This window comes from Amycolatopsis sp. NPDC058986 (genome assembly GCF_042741125.1).
Classification (GTDB): domain Bacteria; phylum Actinomycetota; class Actinomycetes; order Mycobacteriales; family Pseudonocardiaceae; genus Amycolatopsis.
On sequence record NZ_JBHYJW010000014.1, the window covers coordinates 157,430 to 172,552 of the forward strand.

Sequence of the window (15,123 nt, forward strand, 5' to 3'; positions counted from 1 at the left end):
ACCCCGGAAACCGAATCCCGGAAACTGCGGAGGGAACGAGCAATGAACCGAACTTCCCCCGACGCGGCCGTGCGGTCGACCTTCGACACGGTGGCCGAGTCCTACGACCAGAACGGCGTCGAGTACTTCCAGCCGGTGGCCGGGAGACTCGTCGAACTGGCGGGACTCGCAGAGGGGGAGTACGTGCTGGACATCGGATGCGGTCGTGGCGCGGCGTTGTTCGCCGCCGCCGACGCGGTCGGTGACACCGGGCAGGTCGTCGGGATCGACGTCTCGGCGGCCATGGTGGAGCGCACCGCCGCCGAACTGCGCCGGCGGCACGCCCGCGGCGCGGTCGTCGCCGTGATGGACGGTTCCCAGCCGGGTTTCGCGCCCGGCTACTTCGACGCCGTCATCGGCAGCAACAGCGTGCACATGGTTCCCGACCTGGAAAACGCCTATGGGCGGTACCGGCGGCTGTTGGCACCCGGCGGCAGGCTGGCGGTGTGCGCCCCGGCGACGGTGACCGAGCCCGAGGCCCGGGTGTTCGGCCTGCGCTCCATCGCCGAAGCGAGCGCCCGCTACTCGGTTTCGCCACGGGTGTACCCGCAGGAGGAGGCCTTCGGCGGGGCGGCCAAGGCGGAGGCGGACCTGCGGCGAGCCGGTTTCGCCGATGTCCGCGTCCACGTGGAGGACGTACTGCTCAGAGCGGAGTCGCCCCAGCAGTTCGTCCGGTGGACCTGGACCCACGGCATGCGGATGATGTGGGACACGATGCCGGAGGACCGGCGGGAGGCGGTGGCGGAGACGATCGCCGACGAGGCGGCGCAGTACCGGACCCCTTCCGGCGCCCTCGAGATCCCGTCCCCGATCCGGTATTTCATCGCGCACTGACGACCGGGAAGCGCTTGGCGAACCAGGCCCTGCGCGGCCAGTGCTGGAGCCTCCGGCAGATGCGGGGAGTAATGGCGAGGCAAGCGCTCTCCGCGAGCGCATTCATCCGTGGGTGAACGTGTTCGTTTGCGGAGCGTGCAGGACCGAGGTGACCACTGCTGGGGTCCGGGGCGTGGCCTCCGGGCGGGTGCGGGGTTGCACCCCGCAGGGGATGACGAGACCGGCAAGGCAAGCGCTCTCCGCGAGCACAGCTCGCCACCGGTCGAGTGCCCTCGGCAGGATTCGAACCTGCGACACCTGCCTCCGGAGGGCAGTGCTCTATCCCCTGAGCTACGAGGGCGTCTCGTTGCTGAGCAAAGCCTAGCGCATACCCGCGCATGGGTGTCTCGCCGGGTGCCTTACGCGGAGCAGCGCGCTCGAATCGGCTTCGCGTCCACGGAACGGTAGCGTTGGCGTTCGTGCAGTTGAGTGTCGTGGTCCCGTTGGTGGTCACCGTGTTCGTGGCCGCGACCGGTTACGGAGCGACCTATCTGACGAATCTGCGCCTGGCGCGCCGCAAGGATCGGCTGGAGCGGGTCAACCGTCAGCTCAGCGAACTCTACGGACCGCTCTACGCGCAGGCGGAGGCCGTGGACCGGGCCTGGAACAAGTTCTCCGGCCGGTACGGGGTCGTGTGGGTCAGGTCGGACGTCGCCACCGAGGAGCAGGCCGCTACCTGGCGGTTGTGGATGTCGACGGTCTTCATGCCGCTCAACCGGCGCATGGTCGAGACGGTCGTGTCCCATGCCGACCTGCTGCGTGAGGACACCATCCCCGAGCCGCTGAAGGCGCTGTGCGCTCACGTCGTCTGCTACGAGCCTCTCGTCGCCCGCTGGCAGGAAGACGGGTTCGATTCCGTCCGGTTCGACGATCATGTGTCGATCGCCGGTGATTTCCCGCGTGCGGAGCTGGACGCCTACATGCGGACCTCTTTCGAGTCCCTGAAGCGCGAACAGGCACGGCTGCTCGCGCGGATGCACCGCCTGCGCTGACCGGCCGGGGCGGCTGTGCGTGACGCCACAGCGTGGGATCGCCTCGCCTGGGGGATAGGGCGGGAGTGGCGTTCTCCGGTACCGTGCAGGAGCCGAGGTTAGGGTTACCTTTCTTAGCGGTATGCGCATGCGGCCATACGCGAGCGGAGGCTGGACGATGGGCCACGGACACGGGCACAGTCATGGACACGCCACCGCGACGGCGAGCGCGTCCGGGCGCTACGTCCGCGGGCTGGTCGTGGCGCTGGCGATCGGTGCCGGTTTCATGGTGCTGGAGGTCGTGGTCGGGTTCGCGACCGGCTCGCTCGCGCTGATCTCCGACGCGGCGCACATGTTCACCGACGTGCTCGGCGTGGGGATGGCGCTGGCCGCGATCCTGCTCGCCCGGCGCAGCGGGCCGACGTTCAGCCGGACGTTCGGGCTCTACCGCGCCGAGGTGCTCGCGGCGCTCGCGAACGCGCTGCTGCTGTTCGGCGTCGCAGGGTACGTCCTGGTCGAGGCCATCGGCCGGATCTCCGACCCGCCCGCGGTGCCCGGCCTGCCGGTGCTGCTCGCCGCGGCGGCCGGACTGGTGGCGAACATCGTGTCGTTCCTCGTCCTGCGGGCCGGCGCGCGGGAGAGCCTCAACGTCCGCGGTGCCTACCTCGAAGTGCTGGCGGACCTCATCGGCTCCGTCGGAGTGTTGCTGTCCGGGCTGATCACGCTGCTGACCGGCTGGCGGTACGCGGACCCGATCATCGGCGTGGCGATCGGCCTGTTCGTGTTGCCGCGCACCTGGACGCTCGCCCGCCGTGCGCTGCGGATCCTGTTCCAGCACGCGCCACACGGGGTGGACGTCGCCGCGATCAGCGCCGAACTCGCCGCGCTGCCCGGGGTTTCCGACGTCCACGATCTGCACGTCTGGACGCTCACCTCCGGAATGGAGGTCGCTTCGGCGCATTTGACGGTGGCGTCCCCGGCGGAACAGTCGGACGTCCTCACCGAGGCGCGGAACCTCCTGGCCGACCGGTATTCCATCGAGCATGCGACGTTGCAGGTCGAAGCTCCACAGAGTGCGCGCCGGTGTCAGGAACTCACCTGGTGATCCGATGCGCGGCCCGGTCAGCCGCGCCGCGCGAGGGTGTAGCGCACGACCTGGCGCATCACGATGCGGCCGTCGGGCTCACGAAGCCGGTCGAGTTCGTCGAGGACTTCGGAGCGCACCCGCTGCTGTAGTTCGTCCGGCACGAACTCCCAGAACGCGCGCTGGCCATGGGAAAGTGACCAGTCGACCCACTGCTCCGGGCCGGAGAAGACAATCGGGTGTTCCCGGGTCGCCGAGGAGGTCGCGGTGAAGCCCGCGGAGCCGAGCGCGCGTTCGAAGTTCTCCGGGGAAACCACGGGACTTTCCGGGTTCACCATCGCCCAGATGATCGCGGGCGGCACGAAGGGCCGGAACACCCGCTCGACCCCGGACCAGCGGGGATCGTTGCCCCCGAACAGCGTCACCCCGAGCCGCCCGCCCGGCTTCAGCAGCCCGTGCCAGGCCCGCAGCCCCGCGACCGGGTCCGGCAGGAAGAACACCACCGCCGAAGCGAGCACGACGTCGAAACTCGCGCGCGGTAGCGCGGGTTCCTGGGCGTCCATGACCTCGGCGGTGACGTTGGTCAGGTTCCGCTCGCGAATGTCGTGGGCGGTGCGTTCGATCATCCCGGGTGACAGGTCGATCCCCGTCACCCGTCCCTGCGGGCCGACGCGCTCGGCGGCGGGGAAGAGCACGGCGCCGCGGCCGCAGCCGACGTCGAGGACGTGCTCGCCGGGCCGGAGATCGACGTCTTCGAGCAACTGCCGTGCGAAAACGGGGAAGAACTCGACGCCGACCGCGTCGTAGGTCTCCGAAGACCGGTCGAACAATCCCGCGACGGATTCCCGGAGATCGGTTTCGCTCATCGGCCCAGCCTAACCGCCGGCACGCCGGTTTTCCTTGCTGTGCAACGGAAATCCGCGTTCTTGTGTCGCACGTTCGGGTGCCCGCGGCGGCGATACTCACCGTCGTCACAAAAGCGCGCGCGACGGGGCCGCCGAGCCGATGGCGCGAACGTTCACATTGCGGGCGGGAGGCACCGAGGGACGCCCTTGGTGCGTTGGGTGCGACGGGGGCGTCCCTCGGTGCGTTGAGCGCACTGAAGGCGTCCCTCGGCAATATCTGTGTGGGAGCAGTGCCGCGAACGACGCGTACGAGACGTTGAGCGTCCCGACCGCGTCGTTCAGGACGTGCCAGCCACCTCCCCGCGCGGAGTGTCCCTTGTGGACTCTCGCTGGAGCCCGGAAAGCCGTGAAGGCCTCCTTACCGGCGTTGAGCGCCGGTAAGGAGGCCTTCACGGACCGAACGGCAGAAGTCAGGGGGCGGGCAGCGGATCGGCGCCGCGGGCCTTGAGCATCAGGGTCATCTGGTTCATCTCGGCGCCCTGCGAGGTGAGCATGCTCTGCGCCAGCGCCTTGACCGCGGGGAGCTGCGAGTGGTCGTAGCCGTACTGGGCCATGTCCGTGCCGCCCTGGTGATGCCGGAGCATCAGCTGCAGGAAGTCGACGTCGAGGGCCTTGCCGGTGAGGGTCCGCATCTTCGACAGCTCGGCCTCGGACGCCATCCCTGGCATCGGCGCGCCGTTCGCGGGCTGCATGGACATCGGCGCGGAGCCGCCGTGCCCGTGCCCCATCGGCTCGGTCATCCACTTCATGTAGGCGCCGATGGCCTGCTCGGGCTGGCCCCACAGCATGAGCCAGCCCTTCATCCGGCCGACCTGCTCGAGCTGGGTGCTCTGGATGTCGAACGCGAGCTGCCGGATCTCCGGGTCCGCCGAGTGGTCACGGGCCCAGTTGGCCATGGTGACCGCCTGCAGGTGGTGCACCGACATGTCCTGCGCGAAGCCGACCTCGACCGAACCCGCCTTCGGGGTCGCGGTGTCGTCCGAACCGTCGGAGAGGCGGGTGAGGAACATCCCGACGGTCGCGCCGATCAGCAGGACGGCCAGCATGGCCGCCCCGACGATCACCCAGCGTGACCAGCCCGGTCGCTCCGGTGGCGACTCGGGCACGGCCTCGTGGTCGGCTTCGGTGCTCACTTTCCGGCCGGTTTCGAAGCGGGCGGCTGGTTCATCCCGCCCGGCTGCTGTTCGCCCTGGGCGCCGGTGCTGCCCTTGTAGTCCATGGGCTTCGCGTCGGGGCCGGGCTTCGACGGGTCGAACGGCGGCGGGTTGTTCGGGTCGAACTGGCCGGGGCCGAGCGCGTCGCACGAGGCGCCGATCTCCGGGTAGACCCCGTTCGGGTTAGTCCGCAGCGCCGCGACGAACTGGTCGATCCGCGGGTCGTCGGCGCTGTCCAGCTTGAGCTGGTGACCCCACGACTGCAGCGAGATCGGCTTGTCCAGGCCGGGGTAGGGGGAGAGCATCATGAACGGCTTCTGCGAAACGCGGGCCCTCAGCAGGTCGTACGCCTCACCCTTGACCTGGTCCGGGTTGTAGGCGATCCAGATCGCGCCGTGTTCGAGACCGTGCACCATGTTCTCGTTGCGGACCGGGTTCGGGTAGACGACGCCGTTGCACGCCGCCCAGAAACCGTCGTGCGGCCCGCCGAAGGGCGGGGTCTTGTCGTAGGCGACCCGCTCGGTGGGCAGGACGTGCACACTGCCGGTGTAGGTCGCGGTGGTGACGCCGGAGATGCGCTTGGACGGGTCCGGGTCCTGCGCGGACGGCGCGTAGGCGGCGGCGGCCGCTTCCCGGTCGGCCTGTCCGCGTTTGGGCGCGGATTGCACCATGTAATAGGTGAACACCGAGGCCGCGAGCGCGACGACGGCGACCACCGCGATGATGGTGCCCCAAGGTGTGCCCTTCTTGGACACGACGGAAGTGCTCCGGGCCGCCTTCATCGCGTTCTTCGGCGTCCCCTTCTTCCTGGTTGTCCCGTTCGCCATGGCTCCCGCGTTCTCCTCCTGCGGCCCCGGACGGACCTGCCCCCGGCAAGTGTAGAGACCGTGCGTCTGATCACCGTGAACGCGTCGGCCGATCACGCAGGAGAACCGGCGCCGCCGAGACCGCTGCGAGCGCCCGACCAGGGCACACCTAGAATTCCGCGAGTGACTCCCGCCGCTCTCGCCGACCTGGTCCGCAGCTCCGCCGTGCAGGTGCTCAGCGCCCGCGGTCTCGACACCGCCGTGCTGCCCGAGCAGGTGACCATCGAACGTCCCCGCAACCCCGAACACGGCGACTACGCGACCAACCTCGCGCTCCAGGTGGCCAAGAAGGCGGGCCTCAAGCCGCGTGACTTCGCCGAGGCGCTGGCCGAGGTCGTCGCCGCGGCCGACGGGGTCGACGCCGCCGAGGTCGCGGGCCCCGGCTTCCTGAACTTCCGGCTCGCCGCCGACGCGCAGGGCGAGCTCGTCCGTCAGGTGCTCACCGCCGGTGACGGCTACGGTCTTGGCGACGCGCTGGCCGGGCGCCGGATCAACCTGGAGTTCGTCTCGGCGAACCCCACCGGCCCCATCCACCTCGGCGGCACCCGCTGGGCCGCGGTCGGCGACGCGCTGGGCCGGGTGCTGGCCGCGCAGGGCGCCGACGTCACCCGCGAGTACTACTTCAACGACGCGGGTGCGCAGATCGACCGGTTCGTGCGGTCGCTGATCGCCGCCGCGAAGGGCGAGCCCGCTCCCGAAGACGGCTACGCGGGCGGGTACATCAGCGACATCGCCGCCGAGGTCATCAAGGCCTCGCCCGCCGCGCTGTCCCTGCCCGATGCCGAGCGGCACGAGACCTTCCGCTCGATCGGCATCGAGCTGATGTTCGGTGAGATCAAGCAGAGCCTGCACGAGTTCGGTACCGACTTCGACGTCTACTTCCACGAGAACTCGCTGCACGAGTCCGGCGCGGTGGCCTCGGCGGTCCAGGAGCTGAAGGACTCCGGGAACCTCTACTTCGAGGACGGCGCCTGGTGGCTGAAGTCGAAGGAGTACGGCGACGACAAGGACCGCGTCGTCATCAAGCAGGACGGCAACCCGGCCTACATCGCGGGCGACCTGGCCTACTTCAAGGACAAGCGCAACCGCGGCTTCGACCTGTGCATCTACATGCTCGGCGCGGACCACCACGGCTACATCGCGCGGCTCAAGGCCGCCGCGGCGGCGTTCGGCGACGACCCGGCCACCGTCGAGGTGCTCATCGGCCAGATGGTGAACCTGGTCAGCGACGGCAAGCCGGTGCGGATGTCCAAGCGCGCGGGCACCGTGATCACCATGGAGGACCTCGTCGAGGCCGTCGGCGTCGACCCGGCCCGCTACGAGCTGATCCGCTACTCCGTCGATTCCACTTTGGACGTCGATCTGGACCTGCTGCGCAAGCACTCCAACGACAACCCGGTCTACTACGTCCAGTACGCGCACGCGCGGCTGGCTTCCTTGCAGCGCAACGCGAACGACCTCGGCCTGAAGTCCACTGAGGACAGTGTCGATTTCGGGTTGCTGACGCTGCCCGCCGAGGGCGATCTGATCCGCACGCTCGGCGAGTTCCCGGCGACCGTGCGCCGGGCGGCGGAGATGCGCGAACCGCACCGCGTCGCCCGGTACCTCGAAGAGCTCGCCGGCGCCTACCACAAGTGGAACGCGGTCGGCCGGGTGCTGCCGAGGGGCGACGAGGAGGCGACCCCCCTCACCTACGCCCGTCTCGCGTTGAGCGAGGCCACTCGCCAGGTGCTGGCGAACGGACTGTCCCTGCTCGGTGTTTCCGCTCCGGAACGGATGTAATCGCATGGCACACCCCGCGGGCCCCCGCCACGCCGACGTCTACCCGCACGCCGACGCCTCCGGGTTCCCGCCCGCGAGCGCGGACGAACTCGACCGGCTCTACCCGAAGGTCTGGCCCCGCAACACCTATCGCGCGCCCGACGGCGTCGTGCGGATCGCCGGGGTCGACGTCCGTGAGCTGGCCGAAACCTATGGCACGCCGTTGTTCGTGGTCGACGAGGCGGACTTCAAGTCCCGCTGCGCCGACTACGCCGAGGCGTTCGACGACCCGTCGCTGGTGCACTACGCGTCCAAGGCGTTCCTGTCCATCGAGATCGCCCGCTGGGTGGCGGAACAGGGCCTGAGCCTGGACGTCTGCAGCGGCGGCGAGCTGGCCGTGGCGCAGCGGGCGGACTTCCCGGCCGAGCGGATCACCTTCCACGGCAACAACAAGTCGATCGCCGAGCTGGAGGACGCGGTCCGGGCCGGGGTCGGCACCGTGGTCGTGGACTCCTACTACGAGATCGCGCGCCTCGCGGATGTCGCGGCGCGGCTCGATGTCGTGCAGAAGGTGCTGATCCGGGTCACGGTCGGCGTCGAGGCGCACACGCACGAGTTCATCGCGACCGCGCACGAGGACCAGAAGTTCGGTTTCTCGCTGGCGTCCGGGGACGCGGCCGAGGCGGTGCGGCGCGTGCTCAACGCGCCCTCGCTCCAGCTGATCGGCCTGCACAGCCACATCGGCTCGCAGATCTTCGACGCCGACGGCTTCGAGGTCGCCGCACGGCGCGTCGTGGGCCTGCTGGCCGAACTGGCCAAGGAACACGGCACCGAGCTGCTCGACCAGCTGTCCGTGGTGGACCTCGGCGGCGGATTCGGTATCGCCTACACCGACAAGGACAATCCGCCGCCGCCCGCGCAGATGATCACCCAGATCCGGGAGATCGTGCGCAAGGAGTGCGAGTACGCGGGGATGCCGGTGCCGCGCATCGCGGGCGAGCCCGGCCGCGCGATCGCCGGTCCCGGCACGATCACGCTGTACGAGGTCGGCACCATCAAGGACGTCGCGCTCGGCGACAACGCCGCGCGCCGCTACGTCAGCGTCGACGGCGGGATGAGCGACAACATCCGTACCGCGCTCTACGACGCGGTCTACGACTGCCGCCTGGTTTCCCGCTCCGCGGCGGACGGGGAGGAGCCGGTCGCGGCGACTTTGTCCCGGGTCGTGGGAAAACACTGTGAATCCGGCGACATCGTGGTCCGCGACTGCTGGCTGCCCGACACCCTGGCACCCGGCGACCTGCTCGCCGTCGCGGCGACCGGCGCGTACTGCTACTCGATGGCCAGTGGCTACAACCGGCAGCCGCGCCCGGCGGTGGTCGCCGTGCGCAACGGCAGCGCACGGGTGCTGCTGCGGCGGGAGACGACCGACGACATGCTGCGCCTGGAGGTTTAAACGGTGTCCACAGTAGACGATCGGCGCAGTATCAGGGTCGCCCTGCTCGGCTGCGGCACGGTCGGTGGCGAGGTCGTCCGGATCCTCGCCGAACAGGGCGAGGAGCTGGCCGCGCGGGCGGGCGCGCCGGTCGAGCTGGCCGGGATCGCGGTGCGCAGGCCGGACAAGCACCCCGAGCTGCCGCCGGAGCTGCTCACCGCGGACGCGGCCGAGCTGGTCACCCGCGACGACGTCGACGTCGTGGTCGAGCTGGTCGGCGGGATCGAGCCGGTGCGCGGCTGGCTGCTCGCGGCGCTGGCGGCGGGCAAGTCCGTGGTCACCGCGAACAAGGCGCTGCTGGCCGAGCATTCCGGGGAGCTGTTCGCCGCCGCCGACGCCTCGGGGGCTGACCTGTACTTCGAGGCCGCCGTCGCCGGCGCCATCCCGCTGCTGCGCCCGTTGCGGGAATCCCTTGCGGGGGACCGGATAACCCGCGTCATGGGCATCGTCAACGGCACCACGAACTACATCCTCTCCGCGATGGACGCCACCGGCGCGGGCTACTCCGAGACCCTCGACGAGGCGAGCAGGCTCGGGTACGCCGAGGCCGATCCCACCGCCGACGTCGACGGCTACGACGCCGCGTCGAAGGCCGCCATCCTCGCTTCCCTCGCGTTCCACACCCGGGTGACCGCCGCCAATGTGCACCGCGAGGGCATCGCCGACGTCACCGCCGCGGACCTCGCCGCCGCGCGGATGCTGGGCCGCACGGTCAAACTGCTGGCGATCTGCGAGCGCGTCACCGACGACAACGGCGTCGAATCCGTGTCGGCCCGCGTGCATCCGGTGATGATCCCGCGCAGTCACCAGCTGGCCGGGGTCGGCGGCGCGTTCAACGCCGTCTACGTCGAGGCCGACGCGGCGGGCGAGCTGATGTTCTACGGACAGGGCGCCGGGGGCGCGCCGACCGCGAGCGCCGTGCTCGGCGATCTCGTCGCGGTGGCACGCAACCGCGTCGCGGGTGGGCGTGGGCCGCGCGAGTCGGCCCACGCGGCGCTGCCGGTGCGGCCGATGGGCCAGACCCCGACGCGTTACCACGTAAGCCTTTCGGTGGCCGACCGCGCGGGCGTGCTCGCCCAGGTGGCGCAGGCGTTCGCCGGGCACGGGGTCAGCATCGCGGCGGTGCGCCAGCGCGACGCCGACGACCGGGCCAGCCTGGTCGTGGTGACGCACCTGGCTCCCGACGCGGCACTACAGTCCACAGTGGACGAGATCGGCAAGCTGGACGTGGTGCACGACGTCGTCAGCGTGATGCGGGTGGAAGGCGAAGACACATGAGCGAAGCTTGCGAGCGAATCATGGATATCATGCGCCAAAAGGGATTCGGCGCTGTCTCGCGAAGCGAGGCGTTCGCATGAGCATCAAGGCGTGGCCCGGAATCATCGAGGCGTATCCCGATCGGATCCCCGTTCCCGCCGGGGCGAAGGTCATCACCCTCGGCGAGGGCAACACCCCGCTGCTGCCCGCGGCGCAGCTGTCCGAGCTGACCGGCTGCACGGTCTACCTCAAGGTCGAGGGCGTCAACCCGACCGGTTCGTTCAAGGACCGCGGGATGACCGTCGCGATCACGCACGCGCTCGCCAGCGGGCTCAAGGCCGTCATCTGCGCGTCGACCGGCAACACCTCGGCCTCGGCCGCCGCGTACGCCGCGCGGGCCGGGCTCACCTGCGCGGTGCTCGTCCCGCAGGGCAAGATCGCGATGGGCAAGCTCGCCCAGGCCGTCCTGCACGGTGCGCGGATCCTCCAGGTGGACGGCAACTTCGACGACTGCCTCGAACTCGCCCGCAAGACCGCCGCCGACTACCCGGTGACCCTGGTCAACTCGGTGAACCCGGTGCGGATCGCGGGCCAGAAGTCGGCGGCGTTCGAGGTGTGCGACGTGCTCGGCGCGGCGCCGGACATCCACTGCCTTCCGGTGGGCAACGCGGGCAACATCACCGCCTACTGGGCGGGGTACGCCGAGTACGCCGCCGACGGTGTGGTGAAGAACACCCCGCGGATGTTCGGTTTCCAGGCCGCGGGCGCCGCGCCGCTGGTGCACGGCGAGCCGGTCGCCGATCCGGACACGATCGCGACCGCGATCCGCATCGGCAGCCCGGCCTCGTGGGACGGCGCGGTCAAGGCCAAGGAGGCCTCCGACGGGCTCTTCGAGGCCATCACCGACGCGAAGATCCTCGAGGCGTACCGGCTTCTCGCCAGCAAGGAAGGCGTCTTCGTGGAGCCCGCTTCGGCGACGTCGGTCGCCGGGCTGCTCGCCACCGCCGCCGACGGACGGCTGCCGAAGGGCTCGACCGTCGTCTGCACGGTGACCGGCCACGGCCTCAAGGACCCCGCCACGGCCTTGGAAGGCAACGTCGAGGTCGAGCCGCTCGCCGTCGACCCCTCCGCCGTCGCGGCGGCGCTGGACCTCTCGTGACCGGGTTCCGCGTCACGGTCCCGGCGTCCACGGCGAATCTCGGCCCCGGTTTCGACGCGCTGGGCCTGGCGCTGGCCAGGTACGACGTCGTCGAGGTCAGGGTCGCCGACGACGGCCTCAAGGTCGAGGTCACCGACGCGGGCGCGGGCGGCGTGGAGGACGTCCCGACCGATGAGACGCACCTGGTCGTGCGGGCCATCCGGCGGGCCTGCGCGCAGCTCGGCGTCGAGGTGCCCGGGCTGCATCTGCGCTGTGCCAACGCGATTCCGCACGCCCGCGGGCTCGGTTCCTCGGCGGCCGCTGTCGTCTCGGGCATCGCCGCGGGCTACGCGCTCGCGGATCGCCCGCTCGACGATGACGCGCTGCAGCTGGCGGCGGAGTTCGAAGGCCACGCGGACAACGCGGCGGCGAGCCTGCTGGGCGGGCTGGTGATCGCCTGGTCGGAAAGTGACCGATTCCACGCCGAGCGGCTCACCCCATCCCCGGAAATTCGCCCGGTGCTGGCGATTCCGCCGACCCGCTCGTCGACGGAGGCCACTCGCGGCCTGCTCCCGGCCCACGTCCCGCTCGCCGACGCCGCGCACAACGCGGGCCGCGCCGCGCTCGCGGTGCGCGCGCTCACCGAGCGTCCGGAGCTGCTGCTGGCGGCCACCGAGGACCGGCTGCACCAGGACTACCGGGCCCCGGCGTACCCGGCCAGCGCCGCGCTGGTGCGTACGCTGCGTGCCCACGGCGTGCCCGCCACGATTTCCGGCGCCGGTCCCACCGTGCTCGCGCTGACCACGACGGGAATATTGCCGCCATCGGTCGACGTTGCCGGTTTCGACGTCGCCGAACTGGTCGTCGACCTCGCCGGTGTGCAGGTTGCGGCTCTGTAAAGCCTCGGTCACGTGAGTGGCCGGGTACCCCGCCACGCGGGGGGTGGTTGTTGCACCCGGCGAGGGTGCGGTCTACCCTCGGGGGCGTTCGATCACCGTGCGTTTCCGCACCCGATGCCGGTCATGGGGAGCCTCGGAGCCTCCCGGAGCCGCATCCTTCGTCGATCCGCCAGATCCGCACCGCCTGGCTAGCGGGATAGCGGAGTGACGCAGGCGGGTTTCCGGTCTCGGCGGTGCCGAATTCCGTTTCCTTCGTTAGGAGGAGGCAAACCCCTGTGCTGGCTGCCTGCCCGCCGTGTCTCGCACGGCTAGGCTGCGACTTGCCCGCATCGGGGACAGAACGCCGTTTCGCAATCGGACGCGGGCGGTGGTCCGCTGATCCACCTGGAGGCGTGGATCGGTCAGGAAGGACATGTGTGAGCAACACCGATCTTTTGAGCGGAGACGTGGACAGTCAGACACCGGCCGCCGCGTCCAACGGCACCGAGTCGAACGGGACTGCCACCGCTCCCAAGCGCCGGACCGGGGGTTTGTCCGGCATGGTCATCGCCGAGCTGCGCCAGCTGGCTGGTGAACTGGGTGTCGGTGAGACCGCGGGTATGCGCAAGGGCGACCTGATCGCCGCGATCCGTGAGCGTCAGGGCAAGACCAAGCGCCGCAGCAGCGCCGCCGCCGGTAGCCAGACGTTGCCGCTGGAGGGTGTCGGCGAGGCGAAGAAGCCGGAGCCGAAGGCCGAGGCCACGCAGGCGGAGGCACCCAAGGTGGAGACCAAGGCCGAGCCCGCCAAGCGCGAGCCGGTGAAGGCCGAGGCGCCGCGGCAGGCGTCCGAAGACGCGCAGCCCGCCCGGGAGACCGAGCGCCCCGCGCAGGACAAGCAGGACGCCCAGCCCGCGGGCGAAGGCCAGGAGCAGGGTGGCGAGGGCGGCCGCAGCAGGCGCCGCCGCGGTGGTGCGAACCGCTCCGCCGGCCAGGACGGCCAGGGCGGCAACCGCCAGGGTGGTAACCGGGACGGGAACCGCGACGGCGGCAACCGCGATGGTGGCAACCGTGACGGGGGCGGCAACCGGGGCGGCCAGGACCAGCGCCAGCGCAACCAGCAGGACGGCAACCGCGCCCAGTCGGACGACGACGAGGAAGGCGGCCGTCGCGGGCGGCGCTTCCGGGACCGTCGGCGCCGAGGCAGTGGCGGCGGCCGCGGGGAAGGCGGCTCGCCGGACACCGAGATCCGCGAGGACGACGTCCTGCTGCCCGTCGCGGGCATCCTCGATGTGCTGGACAACTACGCGTTCGTGCGGACTTCCGGCTACCTCGCCGGCCCGAACGACGTGTACGTCTCGCTTTCGCTGGTGCGCAAGTACGGCCTGCGCCGTGGTGACGCGATCACCGGTGTCGTGCGCCAGCCGCGCGAGGGCGAGCAGCAGCGCCAGAAGTTCAACCCGCTGGTGCGTGTCGACTCGATCAACGGACTGGAGCCGGACGAGGCCAAGCGCCGTCCCGACTTCACCAAGCTGACCCCGCTGTACCCGAACGAGCGACTGCGGCTCGAGACCGAACCGCACAAGCTCACCACCCGCGTCATCGACCTGGTGATGCCGGTCGGCAAGGGACAGCGCGCGCTGATCGTGTCGCCGCCGAAGGCCGGTAAGACCACGATCATGCAGGACATCGCGAACGCGATCGCGACGAACAACCCCGAGTGCCACCTGATGGTCGTGCTCGTGGACGAGCGTCCCGAAGAGGTCACCGACATGCAGCGGTCGGTGAAGGGCGAGGTCATCGCCTCCACCTTCGACCGCCCGCCGTCCGACCACACCTCGGTCGCCGAGCTGTCCATCGAGCGGGCCAAGCGCCTGGTCGAGATGGGCCACGACGTCGTCGTGCTGCTCGACTCGATCACCCGCCTCGGCCGTGCCTACAACCTGGCGGCCCCGGCGTCCGGCCGGATCCTGTCCGGTGGTGTCGACTCGACCGCGCTGTACCCGCCGAAGCGGTTCCTCGGCGCGGCGCGCAACATCGAGAACGGCGGCTCGCTGACCATCTTCGCCACCGCGATGGTGGAGACCGGGTCGACGATGGACACGGTCATCTTCGAGGAGTTCAAGGGCACCGGCAACGCGGAGCTCAAGCTGGACCGGAAGATCGCCGAGCGCCGGGTGTTCCCCGCGGTCGACGTCAACCCGTCCGGTACCCGCAAGGACGAGCTGCTGCTCTCGCCGGACGAGCTCGCGGTCACGGTGAAGCTGAACCGCGTGCTGACCGCGCTGGACTCGCAGCAGGCCATCGACCTGCTGATCTCGCGGCTGCGCAAGACGAAGACCAACATCGAGTTCCTGATGCAGGTCTCGAAGACCGCCCTCGGTTCGTCCGACGACGACTGAGCTTTCCGGTCCGTGAAGGCCTCCTTACCGGCGCTGAGCGCCGGTAAGGAGGCCTTCACCGCTTTCGGCGCCTGGGGCGTCCGCGGGTGCCGAGGGACGCCCTGGGTGCATCGACCGCACCGAGGGACGCCCCCGGTGCGTTGGATGCACCGAGGGACACCCTTGTCGCAGGTGGCCCCCCTTGTCGCGAACGACGCGAACGAGACGTTCAACGTCCTGAACGACGCGTTCGGGTCATGAGGCCGTCCCCGGCTAGGACAAATGCCGTTAAGGCCACCTTATGGGCGTCAGACGCCCATAAGG

Annotated in this window: 12 protein-coding genes and 1 tRNA gene; 9 read left to right on the forward strand and 4 right to left on the reverse strand. The window is 70.3% G+C overall.

Features of this window, described 5'->3' with window-relative positions; all coding sequences use genetic code 11:
- Positions 1-42: 42 nt before the first annotated feature.
- Positions 43-873 (forward strand): class I SAM-dependent methyltransferase, encoded by an 831-nt coding sequence (locus tag ACFW0G_RS15570; protein ID WP_378325887.1) that lies wholly within the window; start codon positions 43-45, stop codon positions 871-873.
- A 267-nt stretch (positions 874-1,140) separates the two neighbouring features.
- Here the strand turns inward: ACFW0G_RS15570 and ACFW0G_RS15575 are convergent.
- Positions 1,141-1,213 (reverse strand) — tRNA-Arg (locus ACFW0G_RS15575).
- Between the two features lie 118 nt (positions 1,214-1,331).
- On the opposite strand from ACFW0G_RS15575, the gene ACFW0G_RS15580 reads away from it, so the two are divergent.
- Together ACFW0G_RS15580 and ACFW0G_RS15585 are read left to right on the forward strand one after the other, a co-directional pair.
- Positions 1,332-1,904, forward strand: a complete 573-nt coding sequence (locus tag ACFW0G_RS15580; protein ID WP_378325888.1) for a hypothetical protein — start codon at positions 1,332-1,334, stop codon at positions 1,902-1,904.
- Positions 1,905-2,061: 157 nt separating this feature from the next.
- Positions 2,062-2,988 carry a cation diffusion facilitator family transporter gene (locus tag ACFW0G_RS15585; protein ID WP_378325903.1) on the forward strand — a complete coding sequence of 309 codons (927 nt, stop codon included), beginning with the start codon at positions 2,062-2,064 and terminating at the stop codon, positions 2,986-2,988.
- 17 nt (positions 2,989-3,005) lie between these two features.
- Here the strand turns inward: ACFW0G_RS15585 and ACFW0G_RS15590 are convergent, their stop codons facing one another.
- From ACFW0G_RS15590 to ACFW0G_RS15600, 3 genes are all read right to left on the reverse strand, one after another.
- Positions 3,006-3,833 carry a class I SAM-dependent methyltransferase gene (locus ACFW0G_RS15590; protein ID WP_378325890.1) on the reverse strand — a complete coding sequence of 276 codons (828 nt, stop codon included), beginning with the start codon at positions 3,831-3,833 and terminating at the stop codon, positions 3,006-3,008.
- A gap of 449 nt (positions 3,834-4,282) precedes the next feature.
- Positions 4,283-5,005 carry a DUF305 domain-containing protein gene (locus ACFW0G_RS15595; RefSeq protein ID WP_378325891.1) on the reverse strand — a complete coding sequence of 241 codons (723 nt, stop codon included), beginning with the start codon at positions 5,003-5,005 and terminating at the stop codon, positions 4,283-4,285.
- Positions 5,002-5,808 carry a DUF3105 domain-containing protein gene (locus ACFW0G_RS15600; protein WP_378325905.1) on the reverse strand — a complete coding sequence of 269 codons (807 nt, stop codon included), beginning with the start codon at positions 5,806-5,808 and terminating at the stop codon, positions 5,002-5,004. Before ACFW0G_RS15600 ends, ACFW0G_RS15595 begins: the two co-directional genes overlap by 4 nt.
- Before the next feature lie 207 nt (positions 5,809-6,015).
- On the opposite strand from ACFW0G_RS15600, the gene argS reads away from it, so the two are divergent.
- The 6 genes from argS (at position 6,016) to rho (ending at position 14,820) form a co-directional block, all read left to right on the forward strand.
- A complete protein-coding gene (argS, locus tag ACFW0G_RS15605) occupies positions 6,016-7,674 on the forward strand; it encodes an arginine--tRNA ligase (RefSeq protein ID WP_378325893.1) in 1,659 nt (552 codons plus the stop codon).
- Between the two features lie 4 nt (positions 7,675-7,678).
- Positions 7,679-9,109 carry a diaminopimelate decarboxylase gene (gene lysA, locus ACFW0G_RS15610; RefSeq protein ID WP_378325895.1) on the forward strand — a complete coding sequence of 477 codons (1,431 nt, stop codon included), beginning with the start codon at positions 7,679-7,681 and terminating at the stop codon, positions 9,107-9,109.
- A gap of 3 nt (positions 9,110-9,112) precedes the next feature.
- Positions 9,113-10,426, forward strand: coding sequence for a homoserine dehydrogenase (locus ACFW0G_RS15615; protein ID WP_378325896.1), 1,314 nt, complete (start codon positions 9,113-9,115; stop codon positions 10,424-10,426).
- 76 nt (positions 10,427-10,502) lie between these two features.
- A complete protein-coding gene (thrC, locus tag ACFW0G_RS15620; RefSeq protein ID WP_378325897.1) occupies positions 10,503-11,564 on the forward strand; it encodes a threonine synthase in 1,062 nt (353 codons plus the stop codon).
- Positions 11,561-12,442 carry a homoserine kinase gene (gene thrB / locus ACFW0G_RS15625; RefSeq protein ID WP_378325899.1) on the forward strand — a complete coding sequence of 294 codons (882 nt, stop codon included), beginning with the start codon at positions 11,561-11,563 and terminating at the stop codon, positions 12,440-12,442. The genes thrC and thrB overlap by 4 nt, the downstream gene beginning before the upstream one ends.
- Before the next feature lie 416 nt (positions 12,443-12,858).
- Positions 12,859-14,820: a transcription termination factor Rho gene (rho, locus tag ACFW0G_RS15630; protein ID WP_378325900.1), complete on the forward strand. Its 1,962-nt coding sequence runs from the start codon at positions 12,859-12,861 to the stop codon at positions 14,818-14,820.
- Positions 14,821-15,123: the final 303 nt, after the last annotated feature.